Here is a 22,318-nt window from a genome sequence, read left to right on the forward strand (position 1 = left end):
AGGAATGTGCTCATGCGCCTCATAAACAGTTTACTGGGCCTTTTCCTGATCTTGGCCGTGCCGGTGCATGCGCTCGATTCGGCGCCGCCGCATCTGGTGCCGCTGGAAGGCCAGGGCAAGGCTGCCAATCTGAGCGCGCAATTGCTCTCACGCTATGCCTATAAGCCGGTGCCGCTTGATGACGCCCTGTCCGGCAAGATCCTCGATCGCTATCTGCAGTCGCTGGATCCGGATCGCAGCTTCTTTCTGCAGTCCGACATCGATTCCTTCGCCGCCGACCGCACGCGCATTGACGATGCCATCAAGAGCGAGAAGCTCGATATCCCGTTCGCCATCTTCGACGTGTATCTCGCGCGCATGGCTGAGCGCGTCAGCTTTGCGCGGGGTCAGTTGAAGAAGGGTTTTGATTTCAGCTTGCAGGAAGAACTGACGCTGTCGCGCGACAAGGCGCCCTGGCCGAAGACGGCTGAACAGGCGGACGACCTCTGGCGCAAGCGCGCCAAGAATGACTGGCTGCGCCTGAAGCTTGCCGGCCAGAAGGATGACGCGATCCGCGAGACGCTCGACAAGCGCTACAAGAACCTGCTGGACCGCGTGAACACTTATAATAGCGCAGACGTCTTCCAGTCGTTCATGGCGGCCTACACCACGTCGGTCGATCCCCACACGGATTATTTCGGCGCCTCCGCCTCCGCCGATTTCGACATCTCGATGAAGCTCTCCCTAGTTGGTATCGGCGCTGTGCTGCAGGACCGCGACGGCTATACCACCGTGCGCGAACTGGTTCCGGGCGGGCCGGCGCAGGTGTCGGGGAAACTCGCCGTCGGCGATCGGATCGTCGGCGTCGGTCAGGGCGCCGAAGGCCCCATCACGGAAGTCGTCGGCACGCGCCTCGATCAGGTCGTGCAACTCATCCGCGGCACCAAGGGCACCATCGTGCGTCTCGACCTCCTGCCGGTCGATGCCGGCGAGAGTGGCAGCCACCGGATCATCAGCCTTGTGCGCGAAAAGGTGAGCCTCGAAAAGCAGGCGGCCCAGAAGACGGTCGTTCCGGTGCAGGAGGGTGGTGTCACCCGCAAGATCGGCGTGATCACGCTGCCGGTGTTCTATGAGGATTTCGACGCGCGCCGGAAGGGCGACAAGAACTATCGCAGCGCCAGCCGCGACGTCGAAAAGCTGCTTGGCGAGCTGAAGGAAGAGAACGTTGACGGCGTTCTCATGGATCTGCGCAACAATGGCGGCGGTTCGCTGACGGAGGCGATCGACCTGACGGGCCTGTTTGTCGGGCGCGGGCCGGTCGTGCAGCAACGCGATGCGACGGGCAAGGTCGAGGTGGAAAACGACGACCGCCGTCATCCGGCCTGGGCGGGGCCGCTCGCCGTGCTGATCAACCGCGGGTCTGCCTCGGCGTCTGAAATTTTTGCCGCCGCCATCCAGGATTACGGACGTGGGGTTATCGTCGGCGAGCAGAGTTTCGGCAAGGGCACGGTGCAGACGGTGATCGACCTCGATCAGATTGCCCGCAATACGACGCCGATCTTCGGTCAGCTGAAACTGACCATTGCGCAGTTCTTCCGCGTCGATGGCGGCACCACGCAGCTGCGCGGCGTAACGCCCGATATCAGCCTGCCGAGCCTGTCCGATCCGAAGACGCTCGGCGAATCGAGCTTTGACAATGCCTTGCCTTGGGCGCAGATCAAGCCGGCCACCTATAAGGCCAAGACCGATATCAAGGCCGTTCTGCCGCAGCTGCAGGAACGTCACGATGCGCGCGTCAAAGGAAATGCCGATTTCCAGCGCTTCGTCGAAACCGCCGCCGAAATGAAGGCGCAACGGGAAAAGCCTTCCGTCTCGCTCAACGAAGCCGAGCGCAAGCGGGAGGTCGATGCCGTGGCCGCGCGGCTGAAGGCGGCCCGCCAGGCGGGCGAAGATATCGGCGATACGTCGGATGACGGGCTGCAGTCGAACGAGCGCAGCCTCAGGGCCGATGTGGCGATCGAAAATGCCCGCAAGAACGAAAAGGATGTGCTGCGCACCGAAGCGGCCGCGATCCTCTCCGATCAGGTCGATCTGCTTGGGGAAAAGGGCCGGGCGGGCGCTCCGACCGGCAAGACGGACTGACGTCTTGCATCCGATGCCGGCCTTGACCGGCATCGGATGGGTTTTCCATCGGGAAGGGTTCTACAGGGTCTTTCCGCTTTCGCCGTCGAACACGTAGACGAGGTTGCGGTCGATGCCGGCGCGAAACGGCGTGCCATGGCGGGCCGGATGGTCGCCATCGACCACCGCGGTCATCTGCTGGCCGGCAAACTCGAACAGCACATGCGTCTGGGCACCGGTCGGTTCGACCAGCAGCGTCTGCCCGCCGATGCTTTCGTCACCTGTTGCCGTCAGATGCTCCGGTCTGAGCCCGATCCGGACGCTCTGGCCGCGTCGCACGCGCCGCTCTGGCGCGATGCGAATGGACGAGCCGCCGTTCAGCCGCACCACCGGCTGGTCCTGGTCCGCGTCGATCGTGCCCTCCAGCAGGTTCATCGCGGGCGAGCCGATGAAGCCCGCGACAAAGAGATTGGCGGGCGTCCGGTAAAGCTCCATCGGCGTGCCGACCTGTTCGATGCGGCCGGCATTGAGAACGACGATGCGGTCGGCAAGCGTCATTGCCTCGATCTGGTCGTGCGTGACGTAGATGGAGGTCGTGCCGACCTTCTGGTGAAGCGCCTTGATTTCGGTGCGCATCTGCACGCGCAGCTTGGCATCGAGGTTGGAGAGCGGTTCGTCGAAGAGGAACACGGCCGGATCGCGCACGACGGCACGCCCCATGGCGACACGCTGCCGCTGGCCGCCGGACAGCTGGCTCGGCTTTCGCTGAAGCAGATCCTCGAGCGCCAGCATCCTGGCCGCTTCCTGCACGCGCCGGGCAATCTCAGGCTTCGTCACGCCGGCAAGCTTCAGGTTGAAGCCCATATTGTCGGCGACCGACATATGCGGGTAAAGCGCGTAGGACTGGAACACCATGGCGATGTTGCGCTCGCGCGGCGTCATGGCGTTGACGACCGTGCCGCCGATCAAGACTTCGCCGCCGGTGATGTCCTCCAGCCCGGCGATCATGCGCAGAAGCGTCGACTTTCCGCAGCCGGAGGGGCCGACCAGCGCGATGAACTCACCGTCTTCGACGGCAAGCGACACGTCGTGGACGACCTGCAGCGCGCCGTAACTCTTGGCGATGTGACGGAGACCGACCGATGCCATGTTGCGTATCCTTTTGTCTCAAGACTTGACTGCGCCGGCCGTCAGGCCTGCGATGATGTGTTTCTGCGCGAGGAAGAAGACGATGATCGTCGGCAGGATGGTGAGCGTGATGAAGGCCAGCACCAGCTGCCAGTCGGTGCCGAATTCTCCGCGATAGACCATGATGCCAAGCGGCCAGGGGTATTTGCTCTCGGTGTTCAGCATGATCAGCGGCAGGATGTAGCTGTTCCAGCTGCTGACAAAGGTGACGATGCCGACGGTCGCCACGATCGGCCGCGACAGCGGCAGCGAGATGTACCAGAAGAAGCGGATATAGCCGCAGCCGTCGACAAAGGCCGCCTGGAACAGGTCTTCCGGCAGGTTGCGGAAATAGTTGCGGAAGAGAAGGATGCTCATGCCGAGCCCGAAGGCCACCTGCGGCAGGATCACGCCCCAATAGCTGTCGAGCAGGCCCAGATCGCGGATACGGATGAACAGCGGCAGGATGGCGGTGGCTGCCGGAAACATCAGGCCGATGAGGAAATAGTTGAGCAGCTGGTTTGCCCCGAAAAACCGGATATGGGCAAAGCAGAAGGCCGCCATCGACGAGACGACGAGCGTCAGGAATACGGTGGTGCAGGCAATGATCAGCGAATTGACCATCTGGCGCCAGTAGCGCTCGCCGAAGAGGATATCGACATAGTTCGACCAGACCCAGCCGCTGGGCAGGCCGAACGGATTGACCCTGAGGTCGCCGAGCGTCTTGAAGCCGCCAAGGGCAGTCGTCACCAGCGGCACCAGCACGATGGCCGCCACCAGCGACAGCGACAGGTAAAGATAAATCCGGGTGCCGATTGGCATGCGGCGGGTGGAGGTCGTGTCAGTCATGGCGCATGAAGATCCTTTTGTAGCCGAAGGCGATCGTCACGCAGATGACGAAGAGGACGACACCGACGGCGCTGCCGAGACCGACCTGCATGCGGGTGACGCCGTAGGTGTAGAGGAAGGTGACCATGGTCTGCGTCGAATTGGACGGGCCTCCGCCAGTCAGCGGCATGATGAGGTCAAACAGCTGCAGCGAGCCGATGATGGCAAAGAAGACGGAGAGCCGGACCGTCGAGCCGAGCAGCGGCAGCGTGATGAAGCGGAACTTCTGCCAGCCTGTCGCGCCATCGATCTCGGCCGCTTCCATGATGCTCTTGTCGAGCGCCTGCAGGCCGGCAATGAACAGCATCATGTGGAAGCCGAAATATTTCCAGATGACCACCGCAAGGACCGCGTAGATGGCCAGATCCTTGTCGGCGAGCACATAAGGGGTGGCGACGCCGAAAAAGCCGGCAATGGCGGCAAACAGCCCGTAATCGCCGTCATAGACGAAACGCCAGATAAGGCCGGCTGCAACGTCGGCCAGCACATAGGGCAGGAAGAACACCAGCCGGAAGGCAACGACGCCGGCGATCTTTCGGCTGAGCATCACCGCAAGCCAGATGGCGAGCGGCACCTGCAGAAGAAGCGACACGAGGATGATCAGGCCGTTATTGACCAGCGCCTGCGAAAAGGCCGCATTGTTGAACAGCACCTGGAAATTGCGCGTGCCGACGAATTCAGTCGGCGTGCCGTAGCCGTTCCAGCGATAGAGGCTGTACCAGGCTGCTTCCCCCATCGGCAGAATGACGAAAAGCGTAAACAGAAGCAGCGCCGGCGGCAGGAAAATGATGAGCGCCGGCAGCCTGCCGCGGGCGGTCGGGCTCTTGTAGCGCACATGTGCGGCGGCATCCGGAACGGACGCCTCGCCAAGGCTCGCGGTCATATTGGTCATCCCATTCTTCCTCGTCGATCGATGGGGAGGCGAGGCGGCCGGCAAAAGCGCCTGAACGCTCTTGCCGGCCGTGCACTCACTCCAGTTCGATGGCGTCCTGGATCGCCTGGGCACCATCCTTCGCGGTCATCTGTCCGGACAGGATTTCCACGGAGACGTCGTTGACCACGCGCCCGACGGAGGGGCCGAGATCCTGGTCGAAGAAGTTCTGGTGCCAGGTGGACGCCGCCAGCTGGTCGGCGGATTCGCGCACGAGCCTATCCTTCAGCGCATCCTCGGCATTGACCGCCGCCGGGATGATCATGCCCTTGGCAGCAAGCTCCCGTTCGGTTTCCGGGCTGGTGAGGAAGCGCAGGAAGTCGATCGCGGCGGGGGAGGCACGCTTGGTGACACCCCAGCCGTTGAGGCCGCCCAGCGTATCGGTTGCCTTGCCGGCGCCGCCTGCGACGGTCGGGAAGGCGAAACGGCCGATATTGTCGGAGGCAAGCCCCTTGCCGTCGCCGGCATTCTTTCTCTGGTTGGGCTCGGTGTTTTCAAAGCCGAGCAGCATGGCGGCGCGGCCATCGCCGAAGGCGCCCAGCGTTTGCGGCCAGGTGGCGCCGAGATAGCCGTTCTGGAACGGCTCCAGCTTGCCAAGCGCGGCAAGCTGCTCACCGGCCTTGATCACGGCCGGGTCCAGGAAGCCTTCGCCCTCCTTGTTCTTGGCCGCTTCGAACACCTTCTGCCCGCCATTGCGCATGACGAGATAGCTCCAGTAGAAATGCAGCGGCCACTTGTCGCCGCCACCGCCGGCAATCGGCGTGATGCCGGCGGCCTTCAGCGTCTTGACGGCGCCGAGGAAGTCGTCCCAGGTCTTGATGCTGTCCGCCTTCACGCCGGCCTTGGCGAAAAGCTCCCGGTTGTAGAAAAAGCTGACGGTGCCCATCCGATAGGGAACCGCGTGGATCTTGCCGTCGAAGGTGAAGCCGTTCACCGCGGCCGGCTTGTAGGTTTTCGCCCAGGCGCCGCCATTGGCATTCATCGCCTCGGTCAGGTCCTTCAGCGCACCCGTCTGGGCCTGCTGGCGCAGCACGCCACCACCCCAGCTGTAGAAGAAGTCGGGGGCGGCGTCCGATTGCAGGAGCGTCGGCAACTTGGCCTTGAACGCCTCGTTTTCGAGGAACTGCAGCTGGATGTCGACATCCGGATGCTGCGCCTCGTATTTTTGGGCAATCTCCTCCCAGGCCTGCACATAGGCCGGGACGGTTTCCACGTGCATCCATTTGACGACGGTCTGCGCCGACATCGCCGGTGTGCAGACAAATGCGGAAAGGGCTGTGGCCGCGGCAAGCGTGCTCAGCCAGGCGCCAACAGGCGCCCGATGATGATCGGTCATTGATGTCTCCTCCCAAGGGAAATAACCATCCTCAATTTTTCCCTTATGCGGATTAATTCAAACGACATCTGTCGCGTTGTCAATCGAATTCGCCGATAATTTGAGCGGCGTGGCTTGACAACGTGCACTGCCTCGCCGCTATTTAGTTCGTATCCCTGCAAAAATATCCCTCTGCAGGTTCGGTTCCTTTCGTGAGCATCCGCTGATCCATGAAGACTGCAGACCCAGAATTGATGCGCGCGATCAACCGGTTCACGGTGCTCGACAAGATCCGCAGGCGAGGGCCGATCTCGCGGGTCGAGATCAGCGAACGCTCGCAGCTGTCCACCACCACGGTTTCTGCGATCACGGCCTCGCTGCTCGATGACGGGCTGATCCTGACGAGACACGAAGGCGATATCCGCAACACGGCGGCCCGCGGCCGTCCGCGCGTGATGCTGAAACTCAATCCGGATGCGGCCCGCGTCGTCGGCGCCAAGATCGCCACCAACCGCATCGTCTTTGCGCTGACGAATTTTTGCGGCGAGGTGCTGTCGAAGCTCACCATCCCGGTGCGGGTGGACCGTCTTCCGATCGCGGTGATCAGCGATCTCGTCGAGGATGGCGTGCGTCGCTGCGTCGTTGATGCCGGCCTGTCGCTCGGCGATATCGACACCGTGTGCCTCGGGCTTCCGGGCGTCGTCGAACACCGCACCGGCAAGGTCCGCTCCAGCCCGGTCTTTCGCGAGACCGACGTCAATTTTGCCGAAGAGATGACCAGCCGGCTCAACCGTCCGACCATCGTGGAAAGCGATGCGCATGCGATCGCGCTTGCCCATCACTGGTTCGGCCAGGCGCGCGACCTCGATGATTTCGTCATCGTGTCGCTGGAGCAAACGCTGGGACTTGCGCTTCTGCACAATGGCCAGCTGTTTCGCGGCGCGGGCGGTCTCAGCCATAACCTCGGCGACCTCGTCCTTGGTGTGACGCTTGACGAAACGGTGAGGCTCTCGGCCATTGCCGGGGAAACAGCGATCCTTGGCGAGCAGCAGGCGAGCGGGCATTTTGCCGAAGCCGTGCGGCTCGGGCGCGGCATGGCGCATGCGCAGGCGCTGATTGCCTCCAGGGATCATCCGCTGGCGGCGGCTGCGCTGCGGGCCGGAGAGGCCGTCGGGCTTGCCATTGCCAATATCGTCACGCTCTTCGGACCGCCGCGCGTCATCATCGTCGGCCAGACGCTGTCGCTCGGGGCGATGTTCATCGACAGCCTGCGCCAGTCTTACGCGCAGGCCATTCCACGCTCGATCCGGGAGGTCGCCGAACTGGTGTTCGATGAATCGCCCGACGAGGCCTGGGCGCAAGGGGCAGCGGTCGTTGCCCTGCGCGAACTTTACGAATCGCCCTGGGGAACCACGGGCCCGGCCTTGAGCCTTTGACGGCGCGGTCGATCCAGCATCTGCATTGGGAGGAGAACCATGGAAAAGCTCGGCATTGGCATCATCGGATGCGGCAATATCTCTTCGGCCTATCTCACGGCCATGGCGTCGTTTCCGGTCCTCGATATCCGGGGCATTGCCGATCTCAACCGGGGACTGGCCGAGCAGCGCGCCGCCGAGTTCAACCTTGTCGCGCGTGGCATCGATGAACTGTTGGCCGATCCTGCCATCCAGCTGATCGTCAACCTGACGGTGCCGAAGGCGCATGTCGAGGTGGGGCTTCAGGCGCTTGCGCATGGCAAGCACACCTATAGCGAAAAGCCGCTCGGTGTTACTTTCGCAGAAGGGCAGAAACTGGCCGAAACAGCCTCCGCCCGCGGTCTTCGCATCGGTGCGGCGCCCGACACGTTTCTCGGCGGCGCCCACCAGACGGCGAGGGCGATCATCGATACGGGCGTGCTCGGCACGCCGGTCGGCGGCACGGCTACCTTCATGTGCCCCGGCCACGAGCGCTGGCATCCGAACCCGGACTTCTACTATGAAGCCGGCGGCGGGCCGATGCTCGACATGGGGCCCTATTACATCACCGATCTCGTCAACCTTCTGGGGCCGGTCGCGCGGGTGGCGGGCTTTGCGATTGCGCCGCGCAGCGAGCGCATCATCACCAGCGAGCCGCGCAACGGCCAGAAAATTCCGGTTCATATTCCCACCCATGTCTGCGGTGTCATGGCCTTTGCAAGCGGCGCCGTCGTTCAGATCGGCATGAGCTTTGATGTGGCAGGCCACAAGCATGTGCCGATCGAGATCTACGGCACGGAAGGCACGCTCATCGTGCCCGACCCCAACCGCTTCGGTGGTGAGATCGAGCTGTTGAAGAAGGGTGGCGCCTTCGAGCCGCAGGCCACCACCGAACCCTATGCCGATGGCAATTTCCGCTCTCTTGGCGTTGCCGACATGGCGCATGCCATCCTGTCCGGCCGCCCGCACCGTGCCAATGGCGATCTGGCGCTGCATGTGCTGGAGGTCATGGAAGCCTTCGGGCGCGCCTCGGACACGGGCGAGACCGTCACCATCACCACACGACCGGAGCGGCCGGCGCCGCTCAAGCAATCACTGCTGAACGGCGAGCTTGCTCGCTGACACTGATTTGGAGGAGACCAAGATGCGCGAAGCTTTGATCGTATGGGGTGGCTGGAGCGGCCACGAACCGCAGGAATGCGCCCATATCATAAGGGATATTCTCCAGGAGGACGGTTTCAAGGTCTATCTGGAAAACACCACCGAGGCCTTTGCCGATCCGTCGATCCATGACCTGTCGCTGATCGTGCCGATCATGACCATGTCGAAGATCGAGAAGGAGGAGGCGAAGAACCTTGCCGCCGCCGTCGAGGGTGGTGTCGGCATTGCCGGCTATCACGGCGGCGCCGGCGATGCCTTCCGCGAATGCGTCGAATACCAGTTCATCATCGGCGGCCAGTGGGTCGCCCATCCGGGCAATATCATCGATTACACCGTGAACGTTACCCGGTCGGACGATGCGGTCATGGAAGGCATCGGCGATTTCCCCTACACGTCGGAGCAGTATTACATGCATGTCGATCCCTCCAACGAGGTTTTGGCGACGACGACGTTTCGCGGTGATCATGCCTACTGGATCGACGGAGTGGTGATGCCGGTCGTCTGGAAGCGCAATTACGGCAAGGGCCGCGTGTTCTATTCGTCGCTCGGCCATGTCGCCAAGGAATTTGACGTCCCGCAGATGCGCACGATCTTTCGTCGCGGCGCACAGTGGGCGGCCCGCTAAAGCCGCCTCCGAGTCTTGTCATCACCGACATCTCCTCAACATCTCCACGCCCCGGAAAGGGGCGTGGGAAAGGGCTGCGTCGCCTTTCGACTTGTCCCTCTGCAGGAAGCGGCTGCGTCGTTTCCTTTTCCTCGTTTTCGCTGCCTGAAAGCCGCACGCGGCACGTGCGTGTCCTGCGCAGGGCGGAACAAAACGTGCCGAAACCGCGTCTTGTCGTCTACCAAACAGGAAGGACCGCCCTATCTAAATTGATCTTCAAGGAGGGCGCATGACGGAAATCTCAACGACGAAAGCCAAAACCGGCGTCGAGGGACTGGACGACATTCTGGCGGGTGGCCTCACGCGCCGACACGTCTTCCTGCTGGAAGGCGCTCCCGGAACGGGCAAGACGACGGTTGCCATCCAGTTTCTTCTGGAAGGTGCTGCAAATGGCGAGCGGTGCCTTTACATCACCCTGTCGGAGACGGAGGAGGAACTGCGCGGCAGCGCCCGTTCCCACGGCAAGGACATTGACGGCGCCGTCGAGATTTTCGAGCTTGTTCCCCCCGAAAGCCTGCTGGATGCCGATCAGCAGCAGAGCCTTCTCTACTCCGCCGACCTCGAGCTTGGCGAAACGACCAAGCTGATCTTCCAGGCTTTCGAGCGAGTGAGGCCGCATCGGGTGGTGATCGACAGCCTGTCGGAAATCCGCCTGTTGGCGCAAGGGTCGCTGCGCTACCGCCGCCAGATTCTGGCCATGAAGCATTTCTTCTCGCGCTCGGATGCAACGGTCCTACTGCTTGATGACATGACGTCGGATGCAGCCGACAAGACCGTGCACAGCGTCGTCCACGGCGTCATCCATCTTGAACAGCTGGCGCCGGAATACGGCTCCGAGCGCCGTCGGCTGCGGGTGCTGAAATATCGCGGGCAGGCGTTTCGTGGCGGCTATCATGATGTCGTCATCCGCACCGGTGGCCTTGCGGTCTTCCCGCGATTGCGCGCAGTCGAACACCGGACGGGCTTTGCGCGAACAATTCTGCAGACGGGCATTGCTGCGCTGGACAAGCTTCTCGGCGGCGGTGTCGATCGCGGGTCGAGCACGTTGCTGCTTGGTCCGGCCGGCACGGGCAAAACCCTGTTCTCGCTGCAATTTGTCAAAGCCGCGGTCGAGCGTGGCGAGCGCGCCGCCATCTTCATCTTCGACGAGGAACTGGGGCTGCTGTTCTCAAGGACCCGGGCGATGGGGCTGGACCTTGAAGGTATGCGGGACAAGGGTCTCGTCCATGTCGAACAGCTGGACGCGGCGGAATTGTCGCCGGGCGAATTTACCCAGCGCGTGCGCGACCGCGTCGCAAGCTTTGATGCAAAGACGGTCGTCATTGACAGCATCAACGGCTATCAGGCGGCGATGCCCGAAGAAAATGCGCTGGTGCTGCATATGCATGAGTTGCTGCAATACCTGAACCGGCAGGGCGCCAACACCTTCATCACGGTGGCGCAGCATGGATTGGTCGGCGACATGAAATCGCCGGTGGATGTCACCTATCTCGCCGACACCGTCATCCTTCTGCGCTATTTCGAGGCGCAGGGTCGCGTGCGCCGGGCAATCTCGGTGATCAAGAAGCGCACAGGCCCGCACGAGGAAACGATCCGCGAATACAAGATCGGCGAAACCGGTCTGACGCTGGGCGATCCTCTCTCCGACTTCCAGGGCGTCTTGCGCGGCGTTCCGGAATTTGTCGGCGACCAGCCTCTCTTGCCCACGCTCCGGGAGGACGGCTCCCATTCCTAACCGTGCCGTTTTTGGTCTGATCCATGCTCCGCTTGGCCGCGATGCGCAGATTGCTGCCTCCCTGCTGCAGGAAGCAGATGTCGTTTCCAGGCCGGTTCCGTCGATGGACGTGCTGGTGGCGAGCCTGACCGACGATGTGGCCTTTGTGGTGATCACGGAAGAGGCGCTGCGCTCGGCGGATCTGCGTCCGCTTGCACGGTGGATCGAGATGCAGCCAAGCTGGTCCGATCTTCCCATCATCATTTTGACAGCACGCGGTGGCGGTCCGGAGCGCAATCCGGCGGCGGCGCGGCTTTCGGATGTGCTGGGCAATGTCAGCTTCATCGAACGGCCCTTTCACCCCACCTCCTTCATCAGCGTTATCCGCTCGGCCCTGCGCGGGCGGCGCCGGCAATACGAGGCGCGGCTGCGCATGGAGGCGCTCGACGAGGGAGAACGGCGCCTGCAGACGGCGCTGGAGGCTGGTCGCCTCGGCGCCTGGGAACTGGATCTGGCAAGCGGTGAGCTGACGGCTTCAGCTGCATTCAAGGGCATTTTCGGGCGCGACCCGGAGGATGGCTTCACCTACGAGGATCTGCTCTCCGCCATCCATCCGGATGACGTCGAGCGGATGCGCCAGGCGGTGGCTGAGAGGCTGGAGGCAGGGTCCGATTACACCATCGCCTACCGCACTGTCTGGCCTGACGGCTCCATCCATGGCGCCGAGATCCGCGCACAGCTTCAGCGGGACCGTGCCGGCCGGCCTGTCCGCCTCGTCGGCGTGTCTGCCGACATCACCGAGCGCCTGCAGGCCGAGGAGCAGCAACGGCAGCTCAACGAAATGCTGGAGGAGAGGGTTGCCGAGCGAACCCGGGCGCTGCGCGAGGCGCATGAGGAGATGCTGGCGCAGGTCAGCCAGCGCGAAAGGGCCGAGGAGCAGCTTCGCCAGGCCCAGAAGATGGAGGCGATCGGCCAGCTGACCGGCGGGGTGGCGCATGATTTCAACAATCTGCTGATGGCGGTTCTCAGCAATCTCGAACTGCTGCGCAAGCATGTGAGCGGCGACGTCAAGGCGACCCGTCTGATCGATGGTGCCTTGCAGGGCGCCCGGCGCGGCGCCTCCCTGACGCAGCGTCTGCTGGCCTTCGCGCGCCGCCAGGACCTGCAGGTCGGCCCGGTCAATCTCGTCAACCTGGTGACGGAGATGGAAGACCTCTTGCAACGGTCGGTCGGCTCGCGCATCGCCATTTCCGTGAGCGTTCCCGAACACATTCCCCAGGTCCTGGCCGATGCGAACCAGGTGGAGCTTGCGCTTCTCAATCTGGCCGTCAACGCGCGCGATGCGATGCCCGATGGCGGCGCGCTGCGCATTCAATTGCGGCAGGTGGATCAGCTGGCAGGGGCCGATACGTTGGCACCCGGCGCCTATGTGGTGCTGTCCGTCATCGATGAGGGGCAGGGCATGGATGCCGATACGCTGCAGAAGGCGATCGAACCGTTCTTTTCCACCAAGGAACTGGGCAAGGGCACCGGCCTTGGCCTGTCCATGGTCCACGGTCTGGCGCTGCAATTGAACGGTCAGCTGAAGCTCGACAGTGCACCGGGCGTGGGGACGACGGCCGAGCTGTGGATCCCGGTTTCCACCGAGACCGTCCAGCAAAAGGAGCACGCGGTTGCCTTGGCCTCGCCCCACGACAGAACGGGCCCGAAGCGGATCCTGCTGGTGGATGATGACGTGTTGATCGCCATGAGTTCGGCCGACATGCTGAGCGATCTCGGCCATGATGTGGTGGAAGCCCATTCCGGCAAGGAGGCGCTTGATCTTCTGGAGACGAGCGCGCCCTTCGACCTCCTGATCACGGACTATTCCATGCCCGGCATGACAGGCGCGGAACTCGCCAGAGCCGCGCGCGAAAAGTTGCCGTCTCTCTCCATCCTGATGGCCTCCGGCTATGCGGATCTGCCGTCCGGCATCGAGATCGACGTGGCGCGCCTCGCCAAACCCTATACCCAGGAGCAATTGGCGCAGATGATCGACAAGGTGTGTTAAGGGCTTGCAAGAGCTCGTTCTTTGCGCACCCGGCGTGACCACATGTACCGTGCCTGCGACATGCAAGGCGCAAGACATCACTGCTGACGCCTGAACCGCATCGATAATCCGCATGCGCGCTGCGCAGTCTGCGTGGGGGAGAACAATCCCCTCTTCAACCGAGATATAGAGAAAACATTCCGCGTCTCGGACGGTAGGATATTATTTTTGCTTGCCGCAAATTTCAGCAGAATACGCGATTTACATTTTTAAAAATGAATTATAGCCTCTCGATAATGCTTTAATGACATAATGAGACGGCGACAGTGAGCGCGATTGATTTGCAACGTCCGGTGGGGCTCGAGGCTCTCGAAAAGCGCCTGGAGCTCGACCTTCTGTGGCTCGGCCAGCCGCCGAAGGCCTGGATGCCGCCGAGGAAGGCGGAGGGCGCCGACGTGCTCGATGTCGCGGTGGTGGGCGCGGGCCTTTGCGGGCTTGTGACGCTGGCAGCGCTTCGCAAGATCGGCATCTTCAATGCACGCGCCTATGACCGCAGCCCCGCCGGCCGCGAGGGGCCCTGGATCACCTATGCGCGCATGGAAACGCTGCGGACCCGCAAGGAAGCGGTCGGACCGGCGCTCGGCATTCCGTCGCTTACCTTCCGTGCCTGGTTCGAGGCGCAATTCGGCGCGGAGGCCTACCTGGCCATGGATCTCATCCCGCGGCCGATGTGGATGGATTATCTCGTCTGGTATCGGCGGGTGCTGGCGCTCGATGTCGTGAACGAGACGGCGCTGACCCGCCTCGATATCCGCCCGGATGGTCTTCTTTCGCTTGAACTTGAAAACGCGGATGGGGTCGAGACCGTGCTTGCACGCCGCGTGGTTCTCGCGACCGGTCTCGATGGTCTCGGCGCACCGACCATGCCGGCGGTCGCAAGCCGCGTGTCGTCGCGCTTCGTCTGCCATGGCGCGGATCTGATCGACATGGCGTTGCTGAAGGGCAAGCGCGTGGCCGTCGTCGGGGCAGGGGCCTCGGCAATGGACAATGCCGCAGCCGCACTTGAGGCCGGTGCAGCGCGCGTCGATATCTTCGTGCGGCGCGCCGATATTCCGCGCATCGACAAGTTCACCGGCGTCGGCAGCCAGGGCATGACGCATGGCTATCTGGGACTGCCGGACGCCGACAAGTGGACCTATATGGTGGCCGGCGAGCGCGCGCAGATCCCGCCGCCGCGGCACAGCGTGCTGCGGGTCACGCGGCATGCCAATGCGCATTTTCATCTGGCAAGCCCGGTCGAGGATCTCGTCGAGCGGAACGGTGCCGTCGATGTCGTGACACCCAAGGGGCGCTACGGCGCCGACCTCGTGATCTTCGCCACCGGCTTCTCGGTGGATTTTTCCGCGCGGCCGGAGTTTTCCACGCTGGACGGTAAGATCCTGCTCTGGGGCGATGCCTACACGCCGCCGGCCGGATGGGAGCATGCGGGCATCGCCGCCACGCCTTATCTCGGCCCGGCCTTCGAATTCCAGCCGAAGCCGGGGCTCGATCCGCAGACGGCAGCGGCCATCTCGCGCATCTCCTGCTTTGCCTATCCGGCCGTTCCCTCCCACGGCAAGATCACCAGCGGCATTCCCTCGATCAGCGAGGGCGCGACGCGACTGGCAACGGGTCTTGCCCGCTCCCTGTTCGTCGAGGACCGCGCCTGGCATCTCGACCGATTCATGACCTTCGAGACGCCGGAGCTTTTCGGCGACGAATGGACCGATGCCGATACATATGAGGACATTTTGCGTGGCTGAGACCGAAACGGCACCCGAGCTTCAGATTTTTTACGGGATTTCATCGCCCTGGGCCTATTTCGGTGCGGAACGTGCCGTGGCCATCGCGCGTCGCAACGGTGCAGCGGTCCGTCTGCGGCCCATCCGCATCATCGAGGCAAACGGCGGCATTCCGCTGCGCACGCGCCCCGATGCACGCCAGCTCTATCATGAAATCGAGCTACGCCGCTGGCGGGAATTTCTCGGCATGGCCCTGAACCTCAAGCCGAAATTCTATCCGTGCCGCACCATCGAGCCCGCCGCGCAGGCAGTCATTGCCCTGCAGGCAGCGGGGCTCGACGCGCTCTCCTTTTCCTTTGCCGTCCAGCGGGCGCTTTGGGCCGAGGATCGCGATATCGCCGATCTCGACACCCTGCGGGCGATTGCAATGTCCACCGTCGGCGCGGATGCGGCCGCGCTTGTGGTCGAGCACCAGCCGCCGGCAATTGTCGCGGAATGGCAGGGCAATCTCGCCGAGGCAGAACGGCGCGGAATTTTCGGAACGCCGACCTATGTCGTCGGCGACGAACTCTTCTGGGGACAGGATCGTCTCGACTTCGTGGACAGGGCTTTGAACGCCCGTAACGCGACCCTTGCACGAAAGGACGCCATCTGATGACCGATGCAATCCCGGCCGAAGCCAAGTCACTGCATGAGGGCGCCATCATCGTCGACGGGCTGCAGACCTGCCAGTGGAGCCGGTCGATTTTCGAGGAAATGCGCGCCGGCGGCCTGACGGCGGTCAACGTGTCCTCGCTGTTGTGGGAGAATTTCCGCGAAGGCATCGGCTATGTCTCCGAATGGAAGCGCTTCCTGCGCGAGAACGACGACATCCTGCGGCCGGTCCGCACGGTCGCCGATATTCACGCGGCAAAGGCCGAGAACAAGACCGGCATCATCATCGGCTGGCAGAACACCTCGCCGCTCGAGGACAAGCTGGATTATGTCGAAATCTTCAAGGATCTCGGCGTCGGCATCATGCAGCTGACCTACAATACCCAGAACTATTCGGGCGCCGGTTATCTGGAAGAGGTCGACAGCGGCCTGACCGGCTTTGGCCGTGAGATCCTGTCCGAGATGAACCGTGTCGGCGTGCTCTGCGATCTGAGCCATGTCGGCGACAAGACCAGCGCCGACGTGATTGCGCGCTCCAAAAGCCCGGTCTGCATTTCGCACGTCCTGCCGCGGGCGCTCAAAGATGTGAAGCGCAACAAGCCCGACGAACTGTTCGTGGCCTGCGCCGAAAAGGGTGGCCTCATCGGCGTCAGCCTGTTTGCGCCCGGGCTTGCCGCCGGAAACGATGCCACCGTCGAGGATTATCTCGATGCAATGGCCTATATCATCGATCTGGTCGGTGAGGATCATGTCGGCATCGGAACGGATTTCTCGCTCGACCGTCCGCGCCCCGGCCCCTGGCTGCTCTGGGCCAACAAGGACAAGGGCACGGCCCGCAAACTCACCGAATTCGGCAATGTGAAGATCAACAAGCCGAAGGGCATCGAGCGGATGACCGAAATGCCGAACCTGACGGCGCGGATGCTGGCGCGCGGCTGGAGTGCCGATCTCGTGCGCAAGCTCCTCGGTGGCAACTGGCTTCGTGTCCTGGATCAGGCCTGGACACCGACGCTCTGATCGCGGCTGCGTCAGCAATGCATTGCCAAGACTGGAACCCGCGCGGCGATCACGGGACGTGCTCGCCGACAACCGACAGACGGAGATGACAATGGATACGAACAAACGCATGACGCAATTCTTCGCCCGCACCGGCCTTGTCGCGGCCGGGCTGCTGGCGCTTTCGGACGTGGCAGCGGCACAGGATGCCTCCGTGAAGGGCACCGTCAACATCGTCGGCTTTTCCGGCGTCTTTGCGGAAAATTACCAGAAATTCGTCATCGATCCCTTCAAGGCCAAGTATCCCGATATCAACGTCACCTACCAACAGAGCAAGAATTCGGCGGAAACGCTTGCCCTGCTCACGCTGCAAAAGGCCGATCCGAAGATCGACGTGGCGCTGATCGACGTGGCCGTTGCCATCAAGGCGGCAAAGGGCGGAATTTTTGCGAAGCTCGATCCCTCCAAGGTGAAAGTGCTTGACGAGATGCCCGCCTGGGCGCGCCTTGAAGGCGATCAGGCCGTGGCCTTTTCGCAGGATAACCTGGCGATACTCTATAACACCGAGACGGTGAAGCAGCCCCCGACCAGCTGGACGGATCTCGCCGATCCGAAATACAAGGGCCGGATCGCTGCCAAGCTTAGCGATACACGCGGCGTCATCCTGTTGCCCATCCTCGCCAAGCTTGCCGGCACCGACTACAAGACGAGCATTGATCCGGCGCTGGATTTCCTGAAGAAGATGGCGCCCAACGTCTCCACCTGGGAACCGGCACCCGATTGCTACGCGGTGATCCAGAGCGGCGAAGCGGACCTGTCGATCTGCTGGAACGGCCGCGCGCAGTATCTGCACGACACCCAGGGCGGCAAGATCGGCGTTGCGGCACCGAAGGAAGGCTCGATCGGCCAGACGAATACCATCGGCCTGGTTGAAAATTCCAAGAATGCCGAGGCAGCGCAGCTGTTCATCAATTATGCTCTCGGCACCGAGGCGCAGGCGACATTCGCGGAAAAGAGCTTCTACGGGCCGGTCAACACCAAGGTGAGCCTGCCGGATGCTGTGGCTGCCCGAATCTATGGGTCGAAGGAGGCGCAAGCCGCCCAGATGTCGCTCGACTGGAACTTCGTCGCCGACAAGTATGCGGCCTGGATCCAGCGCATCACCCGCGAAGTCATCGCACTCAACTGACCCTCAGGGAGAACCGGCGGCCATGGCTGATCATCACGTCGTCATCGACCAACTCGTGAAGACCTATCCGGGCGCGCCGAAACCTTCCGTCGACAGCGTCAGCTTCTCCTTGCCGCGCGGCGAGATGCTGGCGCTTCTCGGACCGTCGGGCTGCGGCAAGACGACGATCCTGCGGATGATCGCCGGCCTTGTCGACCCGACCTCGGGGGCGATCCGGATCGACGGTCGGGATGTGTCGTCGATCCCCGTGCACAAGCGCAACATGGGCATGATCTTCCAGGCCTATGCCCTGTTTCCCCACATGACGGTGGCCGAGAACATTTCCTTCGGTCTGGAAATGCGCAAGGTCGGGCGAAGCGAGCGGGAGGAGCGCGTCCTGAAGGCGCTTGATCTCGTCAAGCTTACGGGCCTTGGCGGGCGCAAGGTGAGCCAGCTCTCCGGCGGCCAGCAGCAGCGTGCGGCGATTGCCCGCTCGCTGGTGATCGAGCCGGAACTTCTGCTTCTCGACGAGCCGCTGTCCAATCTCGATGCCAAGCTGCGTGACGAGATGCGGGATGAAATCCGCGACATCCAGGCGCGCACGGGTGTCACGGCGATCTTCGTGACGCATGACCAGGACGAGGCGCTGTCGATGGCCGACCGGCTGGCGGTGATGTCGGCGGGCCGGCTGGAGCAGATCGGCACGCCGCGCGAAATCTTTGACCGGCCGCAGACCCAGTTCGTTGCCTCCTTCATCGGCGCGGGAACCTTCTTCAAGGGCAAGGTGGTCGAGCCCGGCCTTGCCATGGTCGAGGGGCTGAAGCCGCTGCGCTTTGCCGGTCATGCGAGGCTCGGTTCGACCGTGCAACTGCTGATCCGTCCCCACCGGCTGGTCCTGGCAACCGATGTACGCCAGCCGAACAGTTTTACCGGCACGGTCGAGCATGTCGTCTATCGCGGCCAGACGCTGACCCTGCAGGTGCGCTGCGGTGACAGGCTGTTGCAGGCCGATCTGCCGACGCATGCCGGCGTGCTGCCGGAAAAGCAGAGCGAGGTCACGCTGTCTGTCGCCGCCGAGGATGTCACGCTGGTGGGCGAGGAGGCATCATGAGTGCCGCGTCCGCCACAGGCTCCCCCCGAAGCGGGGGGAACTCCCGCGCGCTCCTGCTGATGCTGCTTCTGCCGGGGCTTGCCGCCCTGACGGTCACCTTTCTTCTGCCGCTGATCTGGCTGCTGCGCGCCTCGTTTGCCTCCGACACGACCAGCGCGTTCGGCGGTGGCGATGTCACGCTCCAATCCTACCGGGCGGTGCTGTTTGATCCGTTCTACTGGCAGGTGGCCTGGAACACGCTGGTGCTCGGCTTCAACGTCGCCGTTCCCGCGGTCGTTCTCTCCTATCCGATCGCGCTCTTTCTCACCCGCACCACCAGCCGGTTTCGCGGCGTGCTGACGGCGCTTGCCGTTGCGCCGCTGCTGACGTCCTCCGTCGTGCGCACCTATGGCTGGATGGTGATCCTCGGGGATCGTGGCGTGATCAACAGCGGGCTGCAGGCGCTGTCGCTGACCGGTGGCCCCGTTCGCCTGTCCAACAACAGCCTGGGGGCGACGGTTGCCCTGGTCGAGATCCTGATGCCCTATGCCATTCTCGCCATGCTGAGCGGCTTTGGCCGGCTCAATCTGCAGCTGGAGGAGGCGGCCGCCATGCTCGGCGCCAACCGCTTGAAAGTGTTCACCCGCATCATCCTGCCGCTTAGCCTGCCGGGCGTACTGACCGCGGCGCTGCTTGTCTTCGTGCTGGCGATCTCCTCCTTCGTCACGCCGCGGCTGATGGGCGGCGGGCGCGTCTTCGTGCTGGGGACGGAAGTCTTCAACGAGGCGACTGTGACGCTCAACTGGCCGCTGGCTGCCGCTCTTTCCGTCATGCTGCTCGTTCTGTTCAGCAGCATCATCCTGCTCTACCAGCGCGCGCTGAGCGCGCTCGAGACGTGAGGCACGCCATGGCGGACAAGAATTTCCTTCCCCGGTTGTCCTGGGCCATCCTGATCACGCTGCTCTATCTCTTCCTGCTGGCGCCGATCATCATCGTCTTCATCATTTCCTTCGATACCCGCCAGTATCTGGCCTTTCCGCCCGAGAGCCTGTCCTTCGGCTCCTACGTCAAGGTCTTCCACAATGCGAAGTTCGTCTCCGCCTTCTGGCGAAGCCTTGCCATCGGGGCGGTCGTCGGGGTCGTGGCGGTATCGGCCGGCATGCTGCTTTCGCTGTCTCTGGTGCGCTACAGGTTTCGCGGACGGGGAGCGGTCAATTTCCTCATTCTGGCGCCGTTCCTGGTGCCGCATATCGTGCTGGCCGTCGGGATCATGCTGGTGATTGCGCCGATCGGTCTCCTGGACAGCTATCCGGGCATCGTGCTTGCGCATCTCGGCATCACCATTCCTTACACGGTGCGCACCATCACCATGAGCCTCACGGCGGTCGATGCGCGTGTCGAAGAGGCGGCACGGGTGCATGGCGCATCGCCGCTGATGGTCTTCTGGCGGATCACCTTGCCGCTGGTGCGCCCGGGCCTGGTGGCCGGCGGCGTGATCGCCTTTCTGATCTCCTTCGATGAGGCGACGATCTCGCTGTTCATCGTGTCGGTGAAGGCCTCGACGCTGCCGACGGAGATCTATCACTATCTCGAGCACTCCACCGACCCACAAATCGCGGCACTCTCGGTCATCCTCATCCTCATCTCGGTTGTCGTGGTGATCGGGGTGGAAAGGCTGATCGGCCTGCGCAAGGCGCTCTGACATGCAGGTTGAAACGAGGTCCGGCACCGTCGAGGGTTTTGAAGAAAATGGCTACGCCGTCTTTCTCGGCGTTCCCTACGCCGCGCCGATCACGCCCGAGCGCCGCTTTGCCGCGCCACAGCCGGTGGAGCACTGGTCCGGCATTCGCAAGGCAGACAGGCTGAGCGCCGTCTGTCCGCAGATCCCGACCTATGGCCCGGTCGGAACGGCGGCCACCTCCAGCCTTGATGTCGGCGAGGATTTCCTGACGCTCAACATCCGCAAGCCGTCGCTCGATGGCTCAGCGCCGGTTCTGGTCTGGATCCATGGCGGCGGCTATGCGGTCGGATCGGCCAACGAGGCTGTGCTGCAGAGCGGTGCCTTTGCCGCAAGCGGCATTGTCGAGGTCACCGTCAATTACCGGCTGGGTGCGCTCGGCTTCCTGCACCTCACCGACGGGTCGCCGGACAATCGTGGCCTGCTTGATCAGATCGTCGCGCTTCAATGGGTGAAGGAAAACATTTCGGCCTTTGGCGGCGATCCGGCGCGGGTGACGCTGGCGGGACGATCGGCCGGCGGCTTTTCCGTCGCCGCCCTCATGGCCACGCCGCAGGCGAGGGGGCTGTTTTCCAAAGCCATGCCGCAGAGCGGGGCAAGCACCGCCATCGCAACCATGGACGATGCCGTAAAGCTCAATAGACGCTTCCTCGCTCATCTGCAGGCGGATGAGGCAGCGCTTCGCACGATGCCCATCGAGCAGCTGCTGATCGCCCAGCGCGACCTTTGCAACCAATCCTACACGCAACACGATTTCGCCCGTGATGGCTCGGCCGCCATGCTCGGCGTTCCCTTCGTTCCGGTCATCGACGGCGCCTCTCTTCCCCGCCATCCGGAAGAAGCCGCGCTGCTTGGCGAAACGGCTGAGGTGCCGATGATGATCGGATGCACCACGGCGGAATATTCGACGCATGCGACGGCGCAGCCGCCGATGGATTTTGGCGATGCGGAAAGGCTGCTGCATGAACGCGTCCTGCCCATGGGGCTGACCGGCGCCGAGATCGTCGGGCGTTACCGTGAGGCGCTGCCGGATCATTCGCCCCTCGGCATCTGGCGCGCCATCGGCGGCGACCTCGTGTTCCAGAACCCGGCGACCCGCTTTGCCAAGCTGCACGCCATCCGCCATCCGGTCTTCAAATATCTCTACGGTGCAATTGAAGCCGACGAACTGGGGGAAAGACATGGCGCCGAAGTGGCCGATGTCTGGTATCGCCGCGGCATGGATGTCGCGCGGCTTCCCGCTCGCCACGCAGTCAGTGACCCGCTCTTTGCCGAAAGCGTACACGCGGTCTGGGCCTCGTTCATCCGCGATCATCAGCCGGTAACGCCAGCCGGTCTCTGGCCCCGCTATTGTCGCGAGGAACCGACAGTCTTGCGCCTGCAGCGCAGGGCAGGTTTTTCGTTTGAAACCGATCCGTTCGATGCCCGCAACAGACTTTGGCAGCATGACGATGCTGCATAGGCTCAC

The 22,318-nt window shown here is 63.0% G+C and carries 18 protein-coding genes; 14 read left to right on the forward strand and 4 right to left on the reverse strand.

All coding sequences use genetic code 11. The annotated features are described in order from the left end of the window. Positions 1-12: 12 nt before the first annotated feature. Positions 13-2,121 (forward strand): carboxy terminal-processing peptidase, encoded by a 2,109-nt coding sequence (locus ACEXP3_RS14150; protein WP_377297865.1) that lies wholly within the window; start codon positions 13-15, stop codon positions 2,119-2,121. A gap of 60 nt (positions 2,122-2,181) precedes the next feature. On the opposite strand, the gene ACEXP3_RS14155 is transcribed toward ACEXP3_RS14150, so the two are convergent. The 4 genes from ACEXP3_RS14155 to ACEXP3_RS14170 all read right to left on the reverse strand — a co-directional run bounded on the left by ACEXP3_RS14155 (position 2,182) and on the right by ACEXP3_RS14170 (position 6,422). Continuing rightward, positions 2,182-3,249 carry an ABC transporter ATP-binding protein gene (locus ACEXP3_RS14155; RefSeq protein ID WP_210104818.1) on the reverse strand — a complete coding sequence of 356 codons (1,068 nt, stop codon included), beginning with the start codon at positions 3,247-3,249 and terminating at the stop codon, positions 2,182-2,184. 18 nt (positions 3,250-3,267) lie between these two features. After that, the gene (locus tag ACEXP3_RS14160; protein ID WP_377297866.1) at positions 3,268-4,116 is read right to left on the reverse strand and encodes a carbohydrate ABC transporter permease; all 849 of its coding nucleotides are present in this window, start codon (positions 4,114-4,116) and stop codon (positions 3,268-3,270) included. After that, positions 4,109-5,038 carry a carbohydrate ABC transporter permease gene (locus ACEXP3_RS14165; RefSeq protein WP_377297996.1) on the reverse strand — a complete coding sequence of 310 codons (930 nt, stop codon included), beginning with the start codon at positions 5,036-5,038 and terminating at the stop codon, positions 4,109-4,111. The genes ACEXP3_RS14160 and ACEXP3_RS14165 overlap by 8 nt, the downstream gene beginning before the upstream one ends. A gap of 85 nt (positions 5,039-5,123) precedes the next feature. Further along, on the reverse strand, positions 5,124-6,422 hold the full coding sequence (locus tag ACEXP3_RS14170) for an ABC transporter substrate-binding protein (RefSeq protein WP_377297867.1): 1,299 nt from the start codon (positions 6,420-6,422) through the stop codon (positions 5,124-5,126). A gap of 209 nt (positions 6,423-6,631) precedes the next feature. On the opposite strand from ACEXP3_RS14170, the gene ACEXP3_RS14175 reads away from it, so the two are divergent. The 13 genes from ACEXP3_RS14175 (at position 6,632) to ACEXP3_RS14235 (ending at position 22,312) form a co-directional block, all read left to right on the forward strand. Then, on the forward strand, positions 6,632-7,837 hold the full coding sequence (locus ACEXP3_RS14175) for an ROK family protein (protein WP_377297868.1): 1,206 nt from the start codon (positions 6,632-6,634) through the stop codon (positions 7,835-7,837). A 39-nt stretch (positions 7,838-7,876) separates the two neighbouring features. Continuing rightward, on the forward strand, positions 7,877-8,977 hold the full coding sequence (locus tag ACEXP3_RS14180; protein ID WP_377297869.1) for a Gfo/Idh/MocA family protein: 1,101 nt from the start codon (positions 7,877-7,879) through the stop codon (positions 8,975-8,977). A 22-nt stretch (positions 8,978-8,999) separates the two neighbouring features. Further along, the gene (locus ACEXP3_RS14185; RefSeq protein ID WP_377297870.1) at positions 9,000-9,641 is read left to right on the forward strand and encodes a ThuA domain-containing protein; all 642 of its coding nucleotides are present in this window, start codon (positions 9,000-9,002) and stop codon (positions 9,639-9,641) included. Positions 9,642-9,909: 268 nt separating this feature from the next. Continuing rightward, positions 9,910-11,415: an ATPase domain-containing protein gene (locus ACEXP3_RS14190; protein WP_377297871.1), complete on the forward strand. Its 1,506-nt coding sequence runs from the start codon at positions 9,910-9,912 to the stop codon at positions 11,413-11,415. A 103-nt stretch (positions 11,416-11,518) separates the two neighbouring features. Then, the gene (locus tag ACEXP3_RS14195; RefSeq protein ID WP_377297872.1) at positions 11,519-13,444 is read left to right on the forward strand and encodes an ATP-binding protein; all 1,926 of its coding nucleotides are present in this window, start codon (positions 11,519-11,521) and stop codon (positions 13,442-13,444) included. Between the two features lie 305 nt (positions 13,445-13,749). Then, positions 13,750-15,225: an FAD-dependent oxidoreductase gene (locus ACEXP3_RS14200; RefSeq protein ID WP_377297873.1), complete on the forward strand. Its 1,476-nt coding sequence runs from the start codon at positions 13,750-13,752 to the stop codon at positions 15,223-15,225. Continuing rightward, complete coding sequence (locus ACEXP3_RS14205; protein ID WP_377297874.1) at positions 15,218-15,859, forward strand: 2-hydroxychromene-2-carboxylate isomerase; 642 nt, start codon at positions 15,218-15,220, stop codon at positions 15,857-15,859. Before ACEXP3_RS14200 ends, ACEXP3_RS14205 begins: the two co-directional genes overlap by 8 nt. Next, positions 15,859-16,875 carry a dipeptidase gene (locus ACEXP3_RS14210; RefSeq protein ID WP_377297875.1) on the forward strand — a complete coding sequence of 339 codons (1,017 nt, stop codon included), beginning with the start codon at positions 15,859-15,861 and terminating at the stop codon, positions 16,873-16,875. The genes ACEXP3_RS14205 and ACEXP3_RS14210 overlap by 1 nt, the downstream gene beginning before the upstream one ends. A 91-nt stretch (positions 16,876-16,966) precedes the next feature. Further along, the gene (locus ACEXP3_RS14215; protein ID WP_377297876.1) at positions 16,967-18,043 is read left to right on the forward strand and encodes an ABC transporter substrate-binding protein; all 1,077 of its coding nucleotides are present in this window, start codon (positions 16,967-16,969) and stop codon (positions 18,041-18,043) included. Between the two features lie 22 nt (positions 18,044-18,065). Further along, entirely contained in the window at positions 18,066-19,133 is a 1,068-nt protein-coding gene (locus ACEXP3_RS14220) for an ABC transporter ATP-binding protein (RefSeq protein ID WP_377297877.1), read from the forward strand. After that, positions 19,130-20,011: an ABC transporter permease gene (locus ACEXP3_RS14225; protein ID WP_377297878.1), complete on the forward strand. Its 882-nt coding sequence runs from the start codon at positions 19,130-19,132 to the stop codon at positions 20,009-20,011. Before ACEXP3_RS14220 ends, ACEXP3_RS14225 begins: the two co-directional genes overlap by 4 nt. Positions 20,012-20,019: 8 nt before the next feature. Continuing rightward, positions 20,020-20,814: an ABC transporter permease gene (locus tag ACEXP3_RS14230; protein ID WP_377297879.1), complete on the forward strand. Its 795-nt coding sequence runs from the start codon at positions 20,020-20,022 to the stop codon at positions 20,812-20,814. Position 20,815: 1 nt separating this feature from the next. Continuing rightward, a complete protein-coding gene (locus ACEXP3_RS14235) occupies positions 20,816-22,312 on the forward strand; it encodes a carboxylesterase/lipase family protein (protein ID WP_377297880.1) in 1,497 nt (498 codons plus the stop codon). The last annotated feature ends 6 nt before the right edge of the window (positions 22,313-22,318 follow it).

The sequence above is a fragment of the Neorhizobium fuzhouense genome, assembly GCF_042611105.1.
Taxonomy (GTDB): Bacteria; Pseudomonadota; Alphaproteobacteria; order Rhizobiales; family Rhizobiaceae; genus Neorhizobium; species Neorhizobium galegae_A.

What these genes read in the sequence shown, in the direction of transcription:
- ACEXP3_RS14220 (WP_377297877.1), top strand. Translation starts at nt 18,066, where the DNA reads ATGGCTGATCATCACGTCGTCATCGACCAACTCGTGAAGACCTATCCG.
- ACEXP3_RS14150 (WP_377297865.1), top strand. Translation starts at nt 13, where the DNA reads ATGCGCCTCATAAACAGTTTACTGGGCCTTTTCCTGATCTTGGCCGTG.
- ACEXP3_RS14160 (WP_377297866.1), bottom strand. Translation starts at nt 4,116, where the DNA reads ATGACTGACACGACCTCCACCCGCCGCATGCCAATCGGCACCCGGATT.
- ACEXP3_RS14155 (WP_210104818.1), bottom strand. Translation starts at nt 3,249, where the DNA reads ATGGCATCGGTCGGTCTCCGTCACATCGCCAAGAGTTACGGCGCGCTG.
- ACEXP3_RS14235 (WP_377297880.1), top strand. Translation starts at nt 20,816, where the DNA reads ATGCAGGTTGAAACGAGGTCCGGCACCGTCGAGGGTTTTGAAGAAAAT.
- ACEXP3_RS14210 (WP_377297875.1), top strand. Translation starts at nt 15,859, where the DNA reads ATGACCGATGCAATCCCGGCCGAAGCCAAGTCACTGCATGAGGGCGCC.
- ACEXP3_RS14175 (WP_377297868.1), top strand. Translation starts at nt 6,632, where the DNA reads ATGAAGACTGCAGACCCAGAATTGATGCGCGCGATCAACCGGTTCACG.
- ACEXP3_RS14230 (WP_377297879.1), top strand. Translation starts at nt 20,020, where the DNA reads ATGGCGGACAAGAATTTCCTTCCCCGGTTGTCCTGGGCCATCCTGATC.
- ACEXP3_RS14225 (WP_377297878.1), top strand. Translation starts at nt 19,130, where the DNA reads ATGAGTGCCGCGTCCGCCACAGGCTCCCCCCGAAGCGGGGGGAACTCC.
- ACEXP3_RS14180 (WP_377297869.1), top strand. Translation starts at nt 7,877, where the DNA reads ATGGAAAAGCTCGGCATTGGCATCATCGGATGCGGCAATATCTCTTCG.
- ACEXP3_RS14185 (WP_377297870.1), top strand. Translation starts at nt 9,000, where the DNA reads ATGCGCGAAGCTTTGATCGTATGGGGTGGCTGGAGCGGCCACGAACCG.
- ACEXP3_RS14165 (WP_377297996.1), bottom strand. Translation starts at nt 5,038, where the DNA reads ATGACCGCGAGCCTTGGCGAGGCGTCCGTTCCGGATGCCGCCGCACAT.
- ACEXP3_RS14195 (WP_377297872.1), top strand. Translation starts at nt 11,519, where the DNA reads ATGGACGTGCTGGTGGCGAGCCTGACCGACGATGTGGCCTTTGTGGTG.
- ACEXP3_RS14170 (WP_377297867.1), bottom strand. Translation starts at nt 6,422, where the DNA reads ATGACCGATCATCATCGGGCGCCTGTTGGCGCCTGGCTGAGCACGCTT.
- ACEXP3_RS14190 (WP_377297871.1), top strand. Translation starts at nt 9,910, where the DNA reads ATGACGGAAATCTCAACGACGAAAGCCAAAACCGGCGTCGAGGGACTG.
- ACEXP3_RS14215 (WP_377297876.1), top strand. Translation starts at nt 16,967, where the DNA reads ATGGATACGAACAAACGCATGACGCAATTCTTCGCCCGCACCGGCCTT.